The following is an 18323-nucleotide window of genomic DNA, read 5'->3' as shown; positions in this document are numbered from 1 at the left end:
CACTAAATCCGATTGAAATGGGATTTGGCTGAATAGGGAATTAGGTTTCAGCCAAACCATTGGGTAACTTGATTATCTAAAGGTGTAGAGCAGGTTAAAGGTGGTGACTGTGTCAGTCTGCTTACTGCCTTCTGGGACGACTTCGGTGTACTTGATGTTCATGCCGATTTTAAATGCCCAGTCCTGAAACACTAAGTTCTTGTAGTTCATATCGAGGGTGAGGGTATTGTTATTCTCGCCCACCTCGGCGGTGAGATCGGCATTAATGCTGGTATATTCCTGCAATTTTTGCGAAAACTTAGCCGCAGTACGTAAAATCACATCCTTTTCGGCGGCGGGATCGGGCTCTGAGACTGATTCCGCGGGTAGGTTGTATCGATAACCTGGGCCGACTTCGAGGCTGAGTTTGGTTTTATAGCTGTTAATGGCATTAAAACCATAACCCGAAGAAAGGGTTGAGATTTGGGTATAACTACCGAACTGATCCCAAGTAAAATCGCCACGGCCAAAGATATAGCCCTTGGTGAGTTTATAGTTGCTCTGGAGCTGGAGTTCGTACTTCTCTGAGGTGGTTTGGTTTTTCTCTGAGGCGAAATACGCTTTTAGCGTGGCTTCTTGTTTTGTTTGCTTGGTATCGTAAATCAGTTGGGTGCGACCATTAAAACTGCTTGATTCGGTATTGCCCGTGTTCAACTGTAAGCCAGCTTCGACTTCTGCAGTAAAATCGCTTGGCGGTTCCTGATAATCAGGAGGCACAAGCGCAAGTGCCGGAAAAGATAGGCAAAACAAACTCACAGGGGCGATAACTTTTAGCATTGCTCGTAACATTAGTCAGGGTTCTTGAATGGCTGGTGTCTGATATCCGAATAGGGGTGAGGCGTCATCATACCCGTATTGCGGGTTGAGGCAAAGTTATTGCTTGAGTTTCGCGTCTGCTTTCTGTACTATCTCGCGCTCGAATCAGTCACTATTTTCGTTCCTTGCCTCCACTTGGTCTGACTGAGCCAATAACGAGGCTACATAACCGTAAGGAGCAATAAATGCGTCATTACGAAATCGTATTTATGGTTCACCCAGATCAAAGTGAACAAGTACCAGGTATGATTGAGCGTTACACCGGTGCAATCACCGAAGCTAACGGCAAAATCCACCGTTTAGAAGATTGGGGCCGTCGTCAACTGGCTTACCCAATCCAAGACCTGCACAAAGCTCACTACGTTCTGATGAACGTTGAAGCACCAGCAGAGACGATTGAAGAGCTAGAAACTGCTTTCCGTTTCAACGACGCAGTTCTGCGTAACATGGTAATGCGTACTAAAGGTGCCATCACCGAAGCATCTCCAATGGCGAAAGCTAAAGATGAGCGCGATTCACGTCGTGGCCCAGCTGGCGACCGCTCATATGATGAAGCTAACGCTGAAGAAATCGCTGAGTAAGTTTATCTGTGACCACCAATAACTTGGTGTTGTCAGGAACCATAACCCGTTCCAGACGCTTTAAAAGCCCGGCAGGCATCGCGCACAGTGTGATAATGCTAGAACACAAATCGCAGCGTTATGAAGCAGACATGCTCCGCAACGTCTACGTACAAATACAAGTGATATTGAGTGGCCCACGCTTTGAGAGCGTGGCAGACAATCTGAAAGCAGGTGTGGAAGTACAAGTTCAAGGTTTTATGACGCTTCAACAGGGGCGCAATGGCCAAAATCGCTTAGTCATCCATGCCGAAAATGTCGAATTGAAAACTTAGGAGACTGTCAAATGGCACGTTATTTCCGTCGTCGCAAGTTCTGCCGTTTCACCGCTGAAGGTGTTGCAGAAATTGATTACAAAGATATCGTTACTTTAAAGAACTACATCACTGAAAGCGGCAAGATCGTTCCAAGCCGTATCACTGGTACTAGTGCTAAATATCAGCGTCAACTAGCTCGCGCAATCAAGCGTGCTCGTTATCTTTCTCTACTGCCATACACTGATTTACATCAGTAATTGCAGTATTCCTAATCGAATATAGAGGATTTGATAATGAACGTTATTCTGCTTGATAAAATCGCTAACCTGGGTAATCTGGGTGACCAAGTTGCAGTTAAAGCTGGTTACGCTCGTAACTACCTGCTGCCACAAGGTAAAGCTGTTGTTGCTAACGAAAGCAACGTTAAAGTATTTGAAGCTCGTCGCGCTGAATTAGAAGCTAAATTAGCTGCTGATCTGGCTGCTGCTAACCAACGCGCTGAAAAAATCGCTGCTCTGGAAGCTGTTGTTATCGCTTCTAAAGCTGGTGATGAAGGCAAACTGTTTGGTTCAGTTGGCACTCGTGACATCGCTGATGCAGTAACTGCTGCTGGCGTTGAACTGGCTAAATCAGAAGTTCGTTTACCATTAGGCGCTCTGCGTACTACTGGCGACTTCGAAGTTGAAGTTCAGTTACACACTGAAGTTAAAGCTGTTGTTAAAGTATCTGTTGTTGCAGAAGCTTAATTACCAACTGCTTTAAATGAAAAACACCGCTTCGGCGGTGTTTTTTTATGGGCGCGATTTAGCATGTATTGCTGAGCGAGATGCTGTTTTCACGTATCAACGTTAAACAGGCTTAGCTACTTCATCGCAGCTAAGCCTGGCACTAAGGCTCAATATGTTATTGCTGAAGACTGTTGTTAAAAGGCGTAAGCACCCGTGGTAGTACGCCCTGTAGCTTTGAAATCGCGACCCCGTAGTTAGTGATAGGCACATTGCGCCGTTGGCATTCGTGGATGCGGCGAAGCATTTCATTACGATTAAACATACAGGCACCGCAGTGGATGGCGAGGGCATATTGCTCTAAATCATCGGGAAAGTCGTGGCCGGACGTCACGATAAATTCGAGTTGTTTACCCGTATAGCTATTTATCCAGCGGGGGAGTTTGACTCGGCCGATATCATCTTCCTGTACATTGTGGCTGCAGGCTTCGGCGATGAGCACTTTATCACCAACTTGCAATTTATCTAACGCCTCAGCGCCTGCGGCAAGGGTGGGCAAATCCCCTTTAAAACGCGCAAATAGGGTTGAGAAAGTCGTGAGTGGAATCGATGCTGGTACTAGGGCGGCGACTTGTTTAATCGCCTGAGCATCTGAGATCACCAGTTTGGGGGTGACGACGGATAATGCCTTTTCGAGTTCTGTTTCTTTCACCACCATTGCGATCGCGCTGCGATCCAATGCTTCCCGAAGGATCTGCACCTGCGGCAGGATCAAGCGTCCTTTAGGTGCCGCCATATCGATTGGTACGACGCAGAGGATAACGTCCCCCGCTTGATAGAGGTCGCCCGCTAGCAGAGGTTCTTGTTTATATTCCGCTGGTGCTAAATCGATAATCAGCTGTTTAAGTGTCTTGGCCGCAAGGCCTGTGGTGGCGGAGACCACAATAAAGGGCAAGGATTGCTGTTGGCAGAAGGCGATATCCCCGGCTTTAGGTGTACAGATGTCGGCCTTGTTGAATACCACCAGTATCGGCATTCGCATCTGCTGTATTTCGTTCACTAAGGCTATATCCGATGGATAAAGCCCCAGTTCATCCACCACCAAGAGTGCCATATCGGAGCGGAACAATACTTTACGAGTTGCCTTCACCCGCATAGCACCTAATTCTCCGTCATCATCGATACCGGCAGTGTCATAAAAGGTCACAGGCCCTAGGGGCTGCAACTCATAGGCCTTGGCTACGGCATCCGTCGTGGTGCCCTTAATATCGGACACAATGGAGATCTGTTGCCCCGCGATCATATTGAGCAGAGAAGACTTACCCGCATTGCGTCGACCGACTAAGGCGATATGGTAACGCATGCCCCGTGGTGCCGATTGGTTTTGGGAATGCTCTTGTGGATTAATGCCTTGACACATATTGGTTCCTTTTTGAATCACCACGGCTAAAGGATGGCAGTAGCCCATGGCTTTGAATTTGCTGGCAGACTTGGTTAAGTCGCTCTGCTGCCGGATGTTGTTGCTGGTTTTTTCCCGGATAAATGCTGTAATCGGCACTCACTTGTGTTGGGGTGAAGGAGGGCATAATCACATTGCAACCTCGCTTTAGTGCCTGTTCCCGAGCGCCTTTTTCGAGGGCATCGAGGGAGCTGGTCGCGGGGATATTTGCTCCAGGATTCATCAGTCGCAAAATCGCACTCACCCTATGGCTCTTAAGGGCGCTGCCATTGGGCGATGTGGCAAATGGAGTTTGCGCATGGGCGATAAAAGGGCCGCAGGCCAGCATATCGAGCTGCAGCTCAGTTAAGCATTGAATATCGCGGGCTAAGATAGCGTCAGTCATCCCAGGTAAATCGATGATGATGCCGGAACCTGTCTGAAAGCCGAGTGACTTAAGGTGAGTAAGTCTTGCAATTCGTTCATCGAAATGGGCTTTAGGGCGACAGCGAGCAAAGAGGGCGCGGTCGAAGGTTTCCATCTTGAGTAAATAACGATCGGCACCCGCCTCACGCCAGTTTTCCAATTCATGATGTTTGCGATCGCCAAGGGAGAGGGTGATTGCCAGGTTATGGCGCTGCTTAATTTCACTGATAAGGCTACTGATGCGCTTGCAACTGTAGCTAAAATCATCCCCCGATTGCAGCACCACAGTGCCGAGGCCGAGTGCGGCTATGTTATTCACCGCGCTGAGGATTTCTTCGTTCGAGAGCCGATAACGCTTTACCTGCCGATTCTCGCTACGCAGTCCACAGTAATGGCAGTGGTTACGGCAATGATTCGAAAATTCAACAATGCCGCGTAAATAAACCTGTAGCTGAAATTCGAGCTCAGTGGCGAGCTGCGCGCGGCTAAACAGCCATTCATCGTCCTGCCCTTGGAGCAGCTCAAGGATTTGCGCATAACTGAGCGCTATAGGTTTGAGCAAACTTGGTTGCGTACAGGAAGGTGTTTGCTGAATGATTGGGATAGGGCTGGCATGCATCAGTGACGCTCCTTATCCAGCGCAATCACACTTTGATACCAGAGATCGCCTACGGCGCGGCGACATTCTTCCACGTAACGGCCAAGGGGTATTGCCACCGGAGAGTCTTGCTCTGCGGTGACGCCGGAATAAAACCAATCGATTAAGCTGTTTGGCGCAAGGCCTAAAGCAATAGCATCAAACTCTACCCAAAGCCCCTGAGCCGAAGTGGTATGGCTATGGGCGTAATGACCGACAAAGAGCCTATCGCCAATCAGCAATATAGGTTGCAGTGGCAGCGCTTGGGTCGAGACTAGATTGACGACCTCAGGAAACTGCGTTTTAAGCTCGGCGCACCAGTGGCGGGAGTTTTCATAGAGTCGTTCCACTTCCGGCAGTGGCATCTCAGGTCTTAAGATGGTGGCAAACTCATCCCGCCATAGACGAGTGGGCTCAAGTTTAATCAGGGTGAGTTGCCTTAAGCGGGCGTTTTGTAGCCGCTTTAATAACAACTGCCCCACGGCATTATCGGCAAAATTACTGTAAATCGCCGCGTGTAACACGATTACATCAGCGCGCTCTATCGCATTCAGTAAGGCGCTAGTGTTAAGGCCAAAATGCAACTGCACGCCGGGCTCAGAAAATAAATAAGGTGCCATTTACAGATAGATATCCCGTTCACCCGCATCGGTTTTTTGCAAACAGCCACGCACATTACGTTCCCGTGATGGACTCATTTTGGCGAGCTCTCGCTCTATCAGGGCGTTACCTGCCTCGCGGGTTTTATCGCTGGCGTAGTCGTTCAGATATTCCCTAAAGGTGATCAAGGCATTCGGCTGGCAGAACTTGCCAATAAACTGCTGTTTGGCTAATCCCATAAAGTGATCGCCAGTGCGCCCTTTACGGTAACAGCCTGTACAGAAAGAGGGGATGGCATCCGAATCCGTAACTAATTCATAGATGATCTCATCCATGGCTCGATGATCGCCAAGGCTAAATTGCTCGGCATCGTGTTGATTTAGCTTGCTGTCTTGATAGCCGCCAGGCGCGGTACGTGAGCCTGCACTGATTTGTGAAACGCCGAGTTCTAACAACTCTTTACGCAGCGCAGCGCTCTCCCGTGTACTCATAATCAAGCCTGTATAAGGTACGGCGAGGCGAGTGATGGCTACAATGCGCTTAAAGCAGTCATCATCGACCTCATAGGGCGGCTTTTCACTGATAGCGGAGCCATGGGCGGGTTCTATCCGCGGGAAGGAGATAGTATGCGGGCCAACGCCACAGTCTTTTTCGAGTTGCTGAACATGGGTGAGCATGGCGAGCAGCTCAAATCTATGGTCATACAGGCCAAAGAGGGCGCCGATACCGACATCATCGATTCCCGCTTCCATGGCCCTGTGTATGGCGTAGAGGCGGTATAAAAAGTCGGTTTTTTTACCTTTAAGATGGACTTGGCTGTAGGTGTCTTGATGATAGGTTTCTTGGAAGCATTGATAAGTGCCTATCGCCGCGGTTTTAAGTTGTTTAAAGTCTTCCACACTCATTGGCGCGCAGTTGACGTTGATACGACGAATTTCGCCACCCTTGCCCTGCTTAACGCTGTACATGGTTTGAATACTTTCAACAATGGCTTGCACATTGTTGCGTGGATGCTCGCCATAAACGGCCAAGATCCGTTTGTGGCCCATTTCTTCGAGGATCGTGACTTCTTGGCGGATCTCATCCTGTTTTAAGGTCTTTCGTTTTAGCTCATGATTATCGGCATTAAAGCCGCAGTAGCTACAACTGTTGGCGCAATGATTCGACACATACAGCGGCGCAAACATCACAATACGATTGCCGTAAATGGTGTTTTTAATCTCACGGGCGACGGCAAAGAGTGCTTCATCCAGCGCTTTATCTTGGTTTTGCAGTAGGAGAGCGGTTTCTTGAATGCTTAAGCCTTCGCATTGGCGCGCTTTGTCGAGAATGGCGAGGACTTGCTCGCGATTCGGATTGCTAGCGTCTTCAATGGCCTGCCAAATCGCCTGATCGTCAATAAAACTGACGTTGGGATTATAGTCAGAGACGGTAATGGAATGATGCTCGTGTGTGCTCATGGTTATCTATGCCCTTGAGTGTGAATGCAGAAATGCGGCAGTTGTTGAGCAACTGCCGCAGGAGACCTTGCTATTTGCTGGTCAGTTGTTCGCCGTTTGTGGCGACGGGGGCAATTTCATTTTTGACCCATAGCGGGGTGTACTCGGCGGCATCATGGTAGGGCACATTGCCGTGGATCATCATGGCTTTGAAGTCATCGAAGCGGTACACCGCGAGGAATAAATGCACGGGTAAGAAGGCGGTTAACACTAGGCCTGAGACTAAATGGGCTTGACCTAAAAACCACACTATATCCCGCGGCGCAGCGTGGGGGATAAGCCACAGCACTAAGCCGGAGAGGATAAGCACTGTGCCGCCAATCAGTACGCAGGCACCAAAGAGCTTCTGGCCAGAGTTGTACTTGTTCATCGGAGGGATAGGCACTTTTTTACCCAGTAAGAATTTCTGTGGGTAACCCCCTAACACCATAAACCATTTCACGTCACGCTCGGAGAAGCTGAACACGCGGGCGATAAATAGCACCACTCGGTCGAATGCCATGATGGTAAATGCCACGGCATCGAGGGCCATAACAATCCCCGCAATGATGTGCACATCATAGGTTAGCTGCATACCTTCTTGGGAAAGCGGTTTAAAAAACAATAACAAACCCGTCGCGGCTAACGGCAAAAAGCTCAGTAGCAGAATGTAGTGGAAGATCCTGACGTTTAGCGGATGTTTTAAAATGGGTCTCATATCATGTTCTTGATGCATTTTTCATCTCCAATCAAGAGCTTAATTTAGTGCGGTCGACAAAGTGGGTGTGCAGCAGCTCGTGAGACATATGTCCTAATGGCTCGCCACCGAATTCTTTGTAGTATTTCTCTACCGCAGGGTTGGCGTGGCTGACACGCTTTTTCGCTAGGCTGTCGTCCTTATATAACCCTTGGCTTCTGGCCTTAATGTACTCATTGCGGCGCTCAAGCTTGCTGGTAAACCAACCAATAGGAATGGCTAAGGCGGCGACAAAGGCTGCACCGACGGCCATAAACTTACGGCGTGACAGAAAGAAACTGTCCTCGGCAAATAGGTGTTTTTTCTTGTTCATATCCGTTTTCCGTTAAATGTTACCAAGCCAAGAAGAGCCTTTACCTTCAATAGGTTGGCCTCCACCGTTGACACAACCGCCAGCGCAGTTCATCACTTCGATAAAGTGATAGGGCGAGGTGCCAGCCATTACGTCGCGTAGCACGGGTTCGATGTTGTTGCCCATGTCGTGTACTACTGCGACATTGACGGTTACATTCTGGTTGAGCTGAGTATCAAACAGGCTGACGGAAGCAGATTTGACGCCTTTTAGCCCGCGTACGGGTTCAAATTCTAATTTGGCCATTTCAGTGCCAGTGAGCACCTTGTGGGCGGTACGTAATGCCGCTTCCATCACGCCACCTGTGGTACCAAAGATAGTGCCCGCGCCAGTGTATTCAGAGAACAAGCTATCGCCTTGATATTCGGGTGTATTAGCGAGGTCGATATCGAGCATTTTGAGCAATTGAGCCATTTCCCTTGTGGTCAGCACGGCATCAATATCTTGGTACGAAGGCGCGTTAGCCCCATGTTCCTGATGGTATTGCCAAGCCGAGTTAAATTCGGGGCGTGAGGCTTCGAGTTTTTTCGAGGTACAAGGCATCACAGAGACAGTGAAAATATTCTCTGGCTGCATTTGATACACCTTAGCGCCATAGGTTTTGGCGACCGTTCCTGCCATTTGCTGAGGGGATTTAGCGGTGGATAGGTTAGGCAGTAACGCTGGATAGCGGGTTTCGAGGTAGCGCACCCAACCTGGGCAGCAGGAGGTGAACTGCGGCAGCGCCCCTGCATTTTCTTCACCTTTGACATTGGCATGGAGGCGATGAATAAACTCACTGCCTTCTTCCATGATGGTGAGATCGGCGGCAAAGTTACAGTCGAAAATCTTAAAGCCTGCCTGATTCATCGCACCATAGAGCTTACCCGTCACGAGTTCGCCCGTGCCTAAACCGAATTCTTCACCAATTGCGACCCGCACCGCCGGGGCGATAATGCCAACGACTGTAGTATTTTTATCGGCGAGTTTTTTAATGACGGTTTCAAGGGCGCTATGGGTTTCTTCAATGGCACTAAACGGGCAGTTAATTAAACATTGGCCGCAGCTTAAGCATTTATCTTCATCAATAGAGTGCGCAGCACCCGAGGCGCCATTAATGGCATGGGTTGGGCAGAACTGTTTGCAAGCATCACATCCTTTGCATTTAGATGCATTTATCTTGATCAGCCCTTGGATTTCTCCCGGTTGATAAGTTGTCGCTGTCATAGGATTTCGCGTTCCTCATTTTCAACCTGAATTATATTTTCAGTGTTATTTAATGTATTTATTTAGCAGCTTATGCCTATGGCAAAAGCGTATTGGTAACTTTTTAAACGGCTGGATAATAGGAAATTGGTTCCGGAAAAAACTTGAGAATGATCAAGTTTTATTGTTTTTGATAAAACAGACGTTTTTAATGGTTTAATTGGCTATTTTTGATAATTTTTTAGAAATAAAAGTAGACTTCTATGTTTGTTTTTTTATTGGTGTTTATGTGTTTTATTGTTTTTATACAATGACTTATTTTGATGTGGCTAGTCGCCTAACACTATTTGTTGTATTTTAAAGGCTTGCGGTGTGATTTATTGCATTATGAGGGTGTTATCACTTGTTTTGTTTTTGTGATTGGACAAATTGTCCATAAAAACTCTTGATTTAAATTATGCTAATTAAGCTAGATTGGTAACTTAACTCGCTAATACATCACGCGACAGATCACGAATTAGTAAATTGAATAAAATAAAAAACCGTCCAAAGAGTATTCTTTGAACGGTTTTAAAAGATGCTTAATTTATGTGGATTAAATTAATTGGATTAATATCAGCTAATTTTATTATCAATTAATTCTGAATATTAATTTTATATTAATTTCTCACTAAATCGAGTTCCTTAATTAAATTATCGGCATGGTCGACTTCATCCATCATCCACAGGATATAACGGATATCCACGTGTACGGCGCGGGTTATGGTGGGGTTGAAGAACCAGTCCTTGGTAATGGCTTCATAGGTAGAGTCGAAGTTAAGACCGACAAGTTCGCCTTTGCCGTTAAAGACAGGGGAACCCGAGTTACCCCCCGTGGTATCCACACTCGATAAGAAGTTAACTGGCACTGAGTTAAATTCTTCTGGCTTGTCTAAGCAAGAGAACAGACGGCAAATCCAGCCGCGTGGATCTTGATAGACAGATTTCACTAAGTGATTGCCAAAACGCTGCTCATGGATTGCATCGAGCAGTTTTTTCGGTGCGTTATAGGGCTCAACGCCGGTGTGCTTGGCTACAATACCATCAAGGCGAGTAAATGGCTGTTTGTACAGCGCATCGCGGGATTGATAACCATCGACCATGCCGTAGCTGATACGTAGAGTGCCGTTTGCATCCGGATACACTGGCCAGTTGTTGGCTTTGTAGTAGTCGATAACGGCAGCCATGTAGGCAGGACGCGCAGTAGACAGTTTACCCGCCAGGATTTTTTCAGCCTTTTCCTGCGCCATATTAGTGTCATATAACGCGACAGCGAGGCGGATAAAAGGATCTCTGCTGGTTTCAAAAGCTTTGGCATCGGCATCCATCCACGCCAGACGCTGCGCTTGGTCGGTTAGCGTCGTGAGTGAATATAGGCCATCGAGTTTTGCTTCTAGGCTGACATTTTTATCGTCCAGATTCAGCATATTGTCTAAAGCAGCAACGCGATTAGGCTGTGATAAATAAGCATTTAAATCCTGTAACCACAGGGTTTTATCGACTTTAACGTCAAAGCTGGAGTCGATACGCTTCAGGCGCGAGCTGAACATGGCAAGGTCACGCTCTTGGTAACCGATTTCACGCTCGGCATCGCTCTTTTGCTTTTCCTTGGCTAAGCGATAAAGGCTATTGGCCGCAGTGAGCAGCGTGCTCGATTGGGCGTTGGTGAAGTAATAATTGGTTTGGGTTTGCAGTTGCTGCTCGGCCAATAAAACTTCTAGCTCGCTGATAAGGTTTTGATTAAGAGTTGGGTTTTTCTTTAACCAAGCCAGAAAATCATCTTCGCGTTGCTGCTTAATACCGACGATATCCGTGGCTTTAAAGCCAGCCAGCAGACCGTTGAGTTTCTTCATCCGGTTCGCCATCGACGCCATATTGCCCGCATATTTAATGGCGATATCGGCATCTTCCTGACCCATGGCTTCTATAGTATCAATCTGTAATTGATAGCGTTTTGCCTGAGTGGGATACAACCAGTCGCTAGCAAATTTAAGCTCGCTGGTGAGGTTATAACGGCTAGTGGTGCCAGGGTAACCCGCCACAAATACGCCGTCGCCCGCTTTCACACCATCGGCGTTTACTTTCAGGTAACTCTTTGGCGTGTAAGGAATGTTATCTTCGCTGTAGGCTGCTGGCTTACCATCTTTACCTACATAGGCACGCAGGAAGGCAAAATCGCCGGAGTGGCGTGGATACTCGTAGTTATCGATATCACCGCCATAAGCGCCAACGCTTTCTGGTGGCGCGTATACTAAGCGCACATCGCGGATCATCAATTGCTTGATGAGGTAATATTCCAAACCATTGTGGAAGCTGCGAACGTTACAGCGGTAGTTATCATCGGCCTCACAGCTTTTGATCAAGGCTTTGCTGTGGTTTTCAATGTCTTCGTAGCGTTTGAGCGGATCTTGACTTAGGTCTTTGGTGACATCGCTGGTGACATTGGTCACGGCTTCGGTGATGTATAAACGCTCGTTTGGACCTGCCGACGGTTCTTTATCCATCGAGGTGGCTAAAAAGCCCTGTTCGAGATAGTTATGTTCTTTCTTAGTGTTATATTGTATCGCCTTGTAGGCACAATGATGGTTTGTCACAACTAGCCCTTGGGGCGAGACAAAACTGGCGGTACAATAGCCCAGCCCGACAACGGCATTCATAGGGTAACTGGTGAGATCGGCTAATTTATCAGCGGGAATATCGATTCCACGTGCGCTGAGTTTGTCCGCAATTGAAGGCATTTGATAGGGTTGCCATTGTCCTTCATCGGCTGTTGCTACGCCAGAGGTCAGTACTAAGGCTGCAACCAATGCAATACGCATGTTCTTTCCTTATTTTTAGTTAGAGTGTCCGTTGGAATGAGGTAACAGGCGAATGTAAACCACCTGTTTGCTTGACGCGGGTTTTATATCATATTTTGTTAAGTTGTTGGAAATCGGGAGTGTTAATGTCACAACAAGGTGCGTTTAAACCTAAGAATAAGCCGACAGATGTGCAGGTCGATAGCTTAAAGCTGCCGCCGCATTCGATAGAGGCTGAACAATCGGTCTTAGGTGGCCTGATGTTAGACGCCGACGCTTGGGATAAAGTGGCCGAGACTGTGGTGAAAGAGGATTTTTATTCCCGCTCCCACCGCATGATTTTTGCGGCCATGCACCGTTTAGTCGAAAGTGGTCAACCCATCGACTTAATTACGGTTTCTGAACAGCTTGAAGTGGAAAACCAACTCGAAGAAGCGGGTGGCTTTGCCTATTTAGGCGAGATTGCCAAAAACACCCCGAGCGCGGGTAACATTGTTTCCTACGCTGAGATCGTGCGTGAGCGCGCTGTGGTGCGGGAGATGATCCGTGTCGCCCATGAGATTGCCGATGCGGGTTACAATCCCGAAGGGCGTGACTCCAGCGCCTTGCTCGATTTAGCCGAGAGTAAAGTCTTTAAAATTGCCGAGCAGCGTACCAATGCTAATGAAGGTCCTGAAGGCATTAAAACCATTCTCGAAAAAACCGTCGATAAGATTGAGCAGCTCTACAACAACCCCCACAACGGTGTGACTGGGGTGTCGAGTGGGTTTACAGATCTCGACCGAATGACTGCTGGCTTCCAATCCGGCGACTTGATTATCGTCGCGGCGCGTCCTTCTATGGGTAAAACTACCTTCGCGATGAACCTGTGTGAACAGGCTGCAATGAATGAAGACAAGCCAGTGCTGATTTTCAGTCTCGAGATGCCCTCTGAACAGATTATGATGCGTATGTTGGCTTCTCTAGGGCGCGTCGATCAAACAAAAATCCGTACTGGACAACTCGATGATGAGGATTGGGCGCGGGTATCCTCGACCATGGGGATCATGCTCGAGCAGGGCAAGATGTATATCGACGACGGCTCAGGCCTAACTCCGACCGAAGTGCGCAGCCGTGCCCGCCGTATTGCCCGTGAACATGGTGGCTTATCGATGATCATGGTCGACTACTTGCAGTTGATGCAAGTGCCGGCATTATCGGACAACCGTACACTCGAAATTGCCGAAATCTCACGCTCTCTCAAGGCATTGGCGAAAGAGTTGGAGATCCCCGTGATTGCACTTTCCCAGCTTAACCGCTCGCTCGAACAACGTGCTGATAAGCGTCCTGTAAACTCGGACTTACGTGAATCCGGTTCTATTGAGCAGGATGCGGACCTCATCATGTTTATTTACCGTGATGAGGTGTATAACAACGATTCTCCCGATAAGGGCACGGCAGAAATCATTATTGGTAAACAGCGTAACGGCCCCATTGGACGTGTGCGCTTGACCTTCCAAGGCCAGTTTTCCCGTTTTGATAACTACGCAGGCCCGCAGTTTGAAGAAGATTAATTTCTAGTGTTAGAAGCTAAGCACTGCTTATGTATTCTTTTTATTTCCTGACTTTCCAAATAGACAAGGCAAATTTTGAAACCTTTTCCCCGAGCAGAAATTAGCAGTAGTGCACTGCAGAACAATCTCGCCGTCTTGCGTCAACAGGCGAGTCGCAGCCAAGTGATGGCAGTGGTGAAAGCCAATGGTTATGGTCATGGATTATTAAATGTCGCCAATTGTTTAAATAATGCCGATGGCTTTGGCTTGGCCCGATTAGAAGAAGCCTTAGAACTACGCGCTGGTGGCGTAAAAGCGCGCCTGTTATTACTTGAAGGCTTCTTTCGCAGCACTGATTTACCTTTGCTGGTGGAGCACGATATCGATACTGTGGTACACCACGAGTCGCAAATTGAAATGTTAGAGCAGGCGACGCTATCAAAACCTGTCACTGTATGGTTGAAAGTGGATTCTGGTATGCATCGGTTAGGCGTGACGCCTGAGCAATTTGCACAGGTGTACGCACGTTTGACCGCCTGTGACAATGTCGCCAAGCCCATCCATTTGATGACTCATTTTGCCTGTGCCGATGAGCCTGAAAATCATTATACTCAAGTGCAAATGCAAACCTTTAACCAGTTAACCGCAGATTTGCCTGGATTTAGAACTCTAGCGAATTCTGCGGGTGCACTCTATTGGCCCAAGAGCCAAGGGGACTGGATCCGTCCAGGGATTGCACTCTATGGTGTGTCTCCTGTAACAGGGGATTGCGGTGCCAATCATGGTCTGATCCCGGCGATGAACTTAGTTTCGCGTTTGATTGCCGTGCGCGATCACAAGGCGGGACAACCCGTTGGCTATGGTTGTTATTGGACGGCGAAACAAGATACTCGCCTTGGTGTTGTGGCTATTGGCTATGGTGATGGTTATCCACGTAATGCGCCCGAAGGCACGCCTGTGTGGGTGAATGGTCGCCGAGTGCCGATCGTTGGTCGCGTATCTATGGATATGCTAACCGTCGATTTAGGCGCTGATGCGACAGATCTTGTGGGCGATGAAGCCCTGCTTTGGGGTGCCGCCTTGCCCGTTGAGGAAGTGGCAGAGCACATTGGCACCATCGCCTATGAGTTAGTGACTAAACTTACCCCAAGGGTAGCGGTGTGCTTAGCATAAGTGACTAAAATAAATAAAAAACGGCGCTCCGGCGCCGTTTTCGTTGTGTCAGTTTTATAAAATTTATCTTTTGCCTGTTATGCGATAGAAAAACTCAATAATGCAAAGCAGTTTAGACATCATAAAACCAGAATTGGTATTCTAATTTACTCAGACATTTTATTGCTAACTTTCAAAACACACTTCGATATAGGCCGTTCCATGTGAGCTGGTAAAAGGCATAATGATTTTAGTGCCATTGGCTTTGTGGGATATGGTATGCCCTTGGCCAGATACCACCATAGGGGTTGCCATTTCGAACTCATAACCCTTTTGTCCTAAAAGATTTTTAGCGCCACCTGTAACCATATTGGTGATTTCGCCTACCAAATCTGTCACTTCTTCATTTATTTTACCGGGATTTTCACCCAGCATATTTTGCATAATTTGCAGTACTAATTTTTGCTCAAACGTAATTGAAAGTGAGCCTTTGGTTTGTGGCCCAACCATACCAATCAAACCTGACACATCACCTTTAGCTAGATTATCAGTTTTGATCTGAGGTTTACCAGGCGTGAGCTCTAAGCTGGCCATGGTCGAAATGACATTGAGCAGCGACTGCAAAAAAGGATTAATAAAATTGACGTTCATGCTTTAGTGTGTCCTCTTATGAACTTAAGCCTTATGGTCACCACGTAATTAAGGGTAGTCGAAAAGTGGCTCAACCACAGCAATCTTAATCACACTCTATCAGCTTAGATGACACAAATGGAAATGTGAGGTTAATTTCACGATTTTCTTGTTGTTTATCGTAAAAATCTTTGCATATGTGAGACTCGACAAACAATAAACAAGGCTCACGTTTTTGGATGCTAACTTTATCCAGCTATTGAGTGGGTTTCCAACTAAAGATTGATGATACGGATTACCATACCGCAAAACTCAATAAACTAAAATTTCTACATTCCCTTAAGACTAAAAAGCATAAATGGTAATTTTTACAATTGCTTATGCAGTAAACTATTATCGGTTTGAAAATATCTCCTCTACAACCACCTAGCAACACATAGTGTCATAAAATGTGATTTACATTAAATTATAATGTAAATGATAATAATTATTGATCACAAAATTAAATTTACATATATTAGCGGCGATTAACAGATGGGGGACATCTGTTACAGAGTTTACTCCGCAACAGGAATGCTTTTGATGAAATTTGCAAAACGCCGCAATGGCCGAGTCATACTCGGTGCCCATGTTTTAGGTTCGTTAACCATAGGTATGGCGGTTTCAGCCGCGCCTGCTATGGCGACTGAATCTCAGTCTCAAGCCGTTGATAAGAAAGTTGAACATATTGAAGTTAACGGTGAGTACTTAGGTTATAACAGCCGTAAAGTGCAATCGGGTAAATTTACCGAAGATCTGCTTAATACCGCTAAAACTGTTACCGTAATCAATCAAGATCTCATCAAGGATATGGGCGCTCAGAGTTTTACCGATGCGCTGCGTGCAACACCTGGTATCACCTTAGGTACAGGTGAAGGCGGTAACCCCTATGGTGATAGGCCTTTTATCCGTGGTTACGATGCACAATCTTCAACCTTTATCAATGGTATGCGCAATGTGGGTTCACAAAGCCGCGAAACCTTTAACATTGAACAAATCGAAGTCCTGAAAGGCCCAAGCTCTGTCTATAACGGTCGTGGCGCTGTTGGCGGTAGCATCAATATTGTGACCAAAAAAGCCCAGTCCGATGACTTTATTAATGCCGATGTTGCTGTCGGAACGGATTCACTTAAACGCGCCAGTGTCGATGTCAACCATGTGATTGCCGATGAGGCTGCGGTCCGTATTAACATGATGGCCCATGATGCCGATACTCCGGGGCGTGATGAAGTCACGGGTAATCGTTGGGGTGTAGCGCCTTCGGTGACCTTTGGTTTAACGACGCCAACCAAAGTGACACTCGAATATTATCACTTTGAAAATCATGATATTCCTGATTATGGTATTCCCTACGATCAGGCAACGGGTCAACCTGCGGATGTCGACCCTGATAACTTCTACGGTTTGTTATCGCGGGATTTTCGCGACACTATGGATGATACGGCGTCGGTGTTGATCAGCCATGATTTTAACAACGATATGCAGTTCACTTCGACTTCTATCTATAGCCGTAACAGCAATTACTATATTGTGACTAACCCAGACGACACCACGGGTAACGTGGCTAATGGTTATGTTTGGCGAAACACTAAGTCGCGCCATTCGGTCACAAAGACCTTAGCGACTCAATTGCAACTCTCGGGTGAAGCAAAACTTGCGGGAATGACTAACCGTTTTGCCGTCGGTACTGAACTCAGTAACGAACGTACCAGCAATTTGAGTTACACCGTCGATACGGGCAATGGCCGCAACGCGGGTTGTAATCAGGCAATGCTTGATAACTACAACTGTACGCTGCTGGATAATCCAAATCCGCACGATCCTTGGGTTGGTACTATCACCCTCGGTACCGATGCGACAGTTACAGAAACCGATACTCGCTCGCTTTATGCCTTTAACACCATTGAGTTAACCGAAGCGTGGATGGTGAATGCCGGGATCCGTTGGGACGATTACAGCACCAGTGCTGAGAATTCGACCTCTCAATTCAGCAACGATACCGATTTCTTTAACTATCAATTATCGGTTCTTTATAAGCCCGCTGAAAATGGCAGTATTTATGCCGCGTGGGGCACTTCTTCTAACCCTCCGGGGACCTCAAATGGTGATGGCGCGGATCGCCTCGGCAGTACCAACGCCGATCTAGAACCAGAAGATACGGAGAGCTATGAGTTAGGCACTAAGTGGGACTTCTTTGCCGGACGTTTATCTCTGAATGGTTCTGTATTCCAAATCGAGAAAAACAACGCTCGGGTTGCGACCTCTGGTGATCGTAACTCGCCACAGGAAAACGTTGGCGAGCAAAAGGTGAAAGGTTTCGAGCTCGGTTTCTCCGGTGACTTTACTGAACATTGGCACGGTTTTGGTGGTTATACCTATTTGGATGCGACGCTGGAAAGCAATGGTTATAACGTCGCCCAAAATGGTAACCGCTTCCCTAATACCGCTAAAAATAGCTTAAGTTTATTCACGACGTACGATGTGACTGAGGATTTTACAGTCGGTACGGGCGCGTACTACATGGGTAAGGTTTATGGTGATACGGCTAACACGTTATCGATTCCATCCTACTGGCGTTTTGATTTGACTTCATCTTATAAAATGAGTGAATTCTTGACCTTACGCCTGAATGTGCAAAATCTAACGGATGAGCGTTATTACGATAAAGCGTACACCGCGCACTTTGCTAATATGGCCCCTGGCCGCTTAGTGATGTTAAGTGCCGATATGCACTTCTAAGCCGTATTAATCGAGATCTGAATGGCAGCCCTAGGGCTGCCTTTGATGTTTATGCTATTCCAAT

17 protein-coding genes are annotated in these 18323 nt (G+C 47.2%); 7 read left to right on the top strand and 10 right to left on the bottom strand.

The window, feature by feature from the left end; all coding sequences use genetic code 11:
* Window positions 1-72: 72 nt before the first annotated feature.
* Window positions 73-816, bottom strand: a complete 744-nt coding sequence (locus tag SHD_RS18750) for a DUF481 domain-containing protein (protein WP_039978701.1) — start codon at window positions 814-816, stop codon at window positions 73-75.
* Window positions 817-1040: 224 nt separating this feature from the next.
* Between SHD_RS18750 and rpsF the strand changes: the two genes are divergently transcribed.
* Genes rpsF through rplI form a run of 4 tightly spaced genes read left to right on the top strand, consistent with a single transcriptional unit; the run spans window position 1041 to window position 2478 of the window.
* Window positions 1041-1436, top strand: a complete 396-nt coding sequence (gene rpsF, locus SHD_RS18745; RefSeq protein WP_011073674.1) for a 30S ribosomal protein S6 — start codon at window positions 1041-1043, stop codon at window positions 1434-1436.
* A gap of 8 nt (window positions 1437-1444) precedes the next feature.
* A complete protein-coding gene (gene priB, locus SHD_RS18740) occupies window positions 1445-1750 on the top strand; it encodes a primosomal replication protein N (protein ID WP_011073673.1) in 306 nt (101 codons plus the stop codon).
* Between the two features lie 11 nt (window positions 1751-1761).
* The gene (gene rpsR, locus SHD_RS18735) at window positions 1762-1989 is read left to right on the top strand and encodes a 30S ribosomal protein S18 (protein ID WP_006083042.1); all 228 of its coding nucleotides are present in this window, start codon (window positions 1762-1764) and stop codon (window positions 1987-1989) included.
* Between the two features lie 36 nt (window positions 1990-2025).
* Entirely contained in the window at window positions 2026-2478 is a 453-nt protein-coding gene (gene rplI, locus SHD_RS18730; protein ID WP_023268570.1) for a 50S ribosomal protein L9, read from the top strand.
* Between the two features lie 157 nt (window positions 2479-2635).
* On the opposite strand, the gene hydF is transcribed toward rplI, so the two are convergent.
* The 8 genes from hydF to SHD_RS18690 all read right to left on the bottom strand — a co-directional run bounded on the left by hydF (window position 2636) and on the right by SHD_RS18690 (window position 12188).
* A complete protein-coding gene (gene hydF / locus SHD_RS18725) occupies window positions 2636-3877 on the bottom strand; it encodes a [FeFe] hydrogenase H-cluster maturation GTPase HydF (RefSeq protein WP_023268569.1) in 1242 nt (413 codons plus the stop codon).
* On the bottom strand, window positions 3861-4940 hold the full coding sequence (hydE, locus tag SHD_RS18720) for a [FeFe] hydrogenase H-cluster radical SAM maturase HydE (protein WP_023268568.1): 1080 nt from the start codon (window positions 4938-4940) through the stop codon (window positions 3861-3863). The genes hydF and hydE overlap by 17 nt, the downstream gene beginning before the upstream one ends.
* Window positions 4940-5578, bottom strand: a complete 639-nt coding sequence (locus tag SHD_RS18715) for a hypothetical protein (RefSeq protein ID WP_023268567.1) — start codon at window positions 5576-5578, stop codon at window positions 4940-4942. Before SHD_RS18715 ends, hydE begins: the two co-directional genes overlap by 1 nt.
* Window positions 5579-7018: a [FeFe] hydrogenase H-cluster radical SAM maturase HydG gene (gene hydG / locus SHD_RS18710; RefSeq protein WP_023268566.1), complete on the bottom strand. Its 1440-nt coding sequence runs from the start codon at window positions 7016-7018 to the stop codon at window positions 5579-5581. It abuts the gene before it with no gap.
* Window positions 7019-7088: 70 nt separating this feature from the next.
* The gene (locus SHD_RS18705; RefSeq protein WP_023268565.1) at window positions 7089-7772 is read right to left on the bottom strand and encodes a cytochrome b/b6 domain-containing protein; all 684 of its coding nucleotides are present in this window, start codon (window positions 7770-7772) and stop codon (window positions 7089-7091) included.
* A 13-nt stretch (window positions 7773-7785) separates the two neighbouring features.
* Window positions 7786-8106, bottom strand: coding sequence for an iron hydrogenase small subunit HydB (gene hydB, locus SHD_RS18700; protein WP_023268564.1), 321 nt, complete (start codon window positions 8104-8106; stop codon window positions 7786-7788).
* Window positions 8107-8118: 12 nt separating this feature from the next.
* The gene (hydA, locus tag SHD_RS18695) at window positions 8119-9351 is read right to left on the bottom strand and encodes an iron hydrogenase large subunit HydA (RefSeq protein WP_023268563.1); all 1233 of its coding nucleotides are present in this window, start codon (window positions 9349-9351) and stop codon (window positions 8119-8121) included.
* A 638-nt stretch (window positions 9352-9989) separates the two neighbouring features.
* On the bottom strand, window positions 9990-12188 hold the full coding sequence (locus SHD_RS18690) for a S46 family peptidase (RefSeq protein WP_023268562.1): 2199 nt from the start codon (window positions 12186-12188) through the stop codon (window positions 9990-9992).
* 125 nt (window positions 12189-12313) lie between these two features.
* Here SHD_RS18690 and dnaB point away from each other — a divergent pair, with 125 nt between their 5' ends.
* Together dnaB and alr are read left to right on the top strand one after the other, a co-directional pair.
* Window positions 12314-13720 (top strand): replicative DNA helicase, encoded by a 1407-nt coding sequence (gene dnaB / locus SHD_RS18685; protein ID WP_023268561.1) that lies wholly within the window; start codon window positions 12314-12316, stop codon window positions 13718-13720.
* Between the two features lie 75 nt (window positions 13721-13795).
* A complete protein-coding gene (gene alr, locus SHD_RS18680) occupies window positions 13796-14872 on the top strand; it encodes an alanine racemase (RefSeq protein ID WP_023268560.1) in 1077 nt (358 codons plus the stop codon).
* A gap of 165 nt (window positions 14873-15037) precedes the next feature.
* Here alr and SHD_RS18675 read toward each other — a convergent pair whose 3' ends face one another.
* A complete protein-coding gene (locus tag SHD_RS18675) occupies window positions 15038-15502 on the bottom strand; it encodes a chemotaxis protein CheX (RefSeq protein WP_023268559.1) in 465 nt (154 codons plus the stop codon).
* A 561-nt stretch (window positions 15503-16063) separates the two neighbouring features.
* On the opposite strand from SHD_RS18675, the gene SHD_RS18670 reads away from it, so the two are divergent.
* Complete coding sequence (locus SHD_RS18670) at window positions 16064-18259, top strand: TonB-dependent receptor (protein ID WP_039978686.1); 2196 nt, start codon at window positions 16064-16066, stop codon at window positions 18257-18259.
* Window positions 18260-18323: the final 64 nt, after the last annotated feature.

It is taken from the genome of Shewanella decolorationis S12 (genome assembly GCF_000485795.1).
In the GTDB taxonomy this organism is placed as follows: domain Bacteria; phylum Pseudomonadota; class Gammaproteobacteria; order Enterobacterales; family Shewanellaceae; genus Shewanella; species Shewanella decolorationis.
The sequence above is the reverse complement of the archived record's forward strand: the minus strand, read 5'-3'. Positions and strand labels throughout refer to the sequence as shown.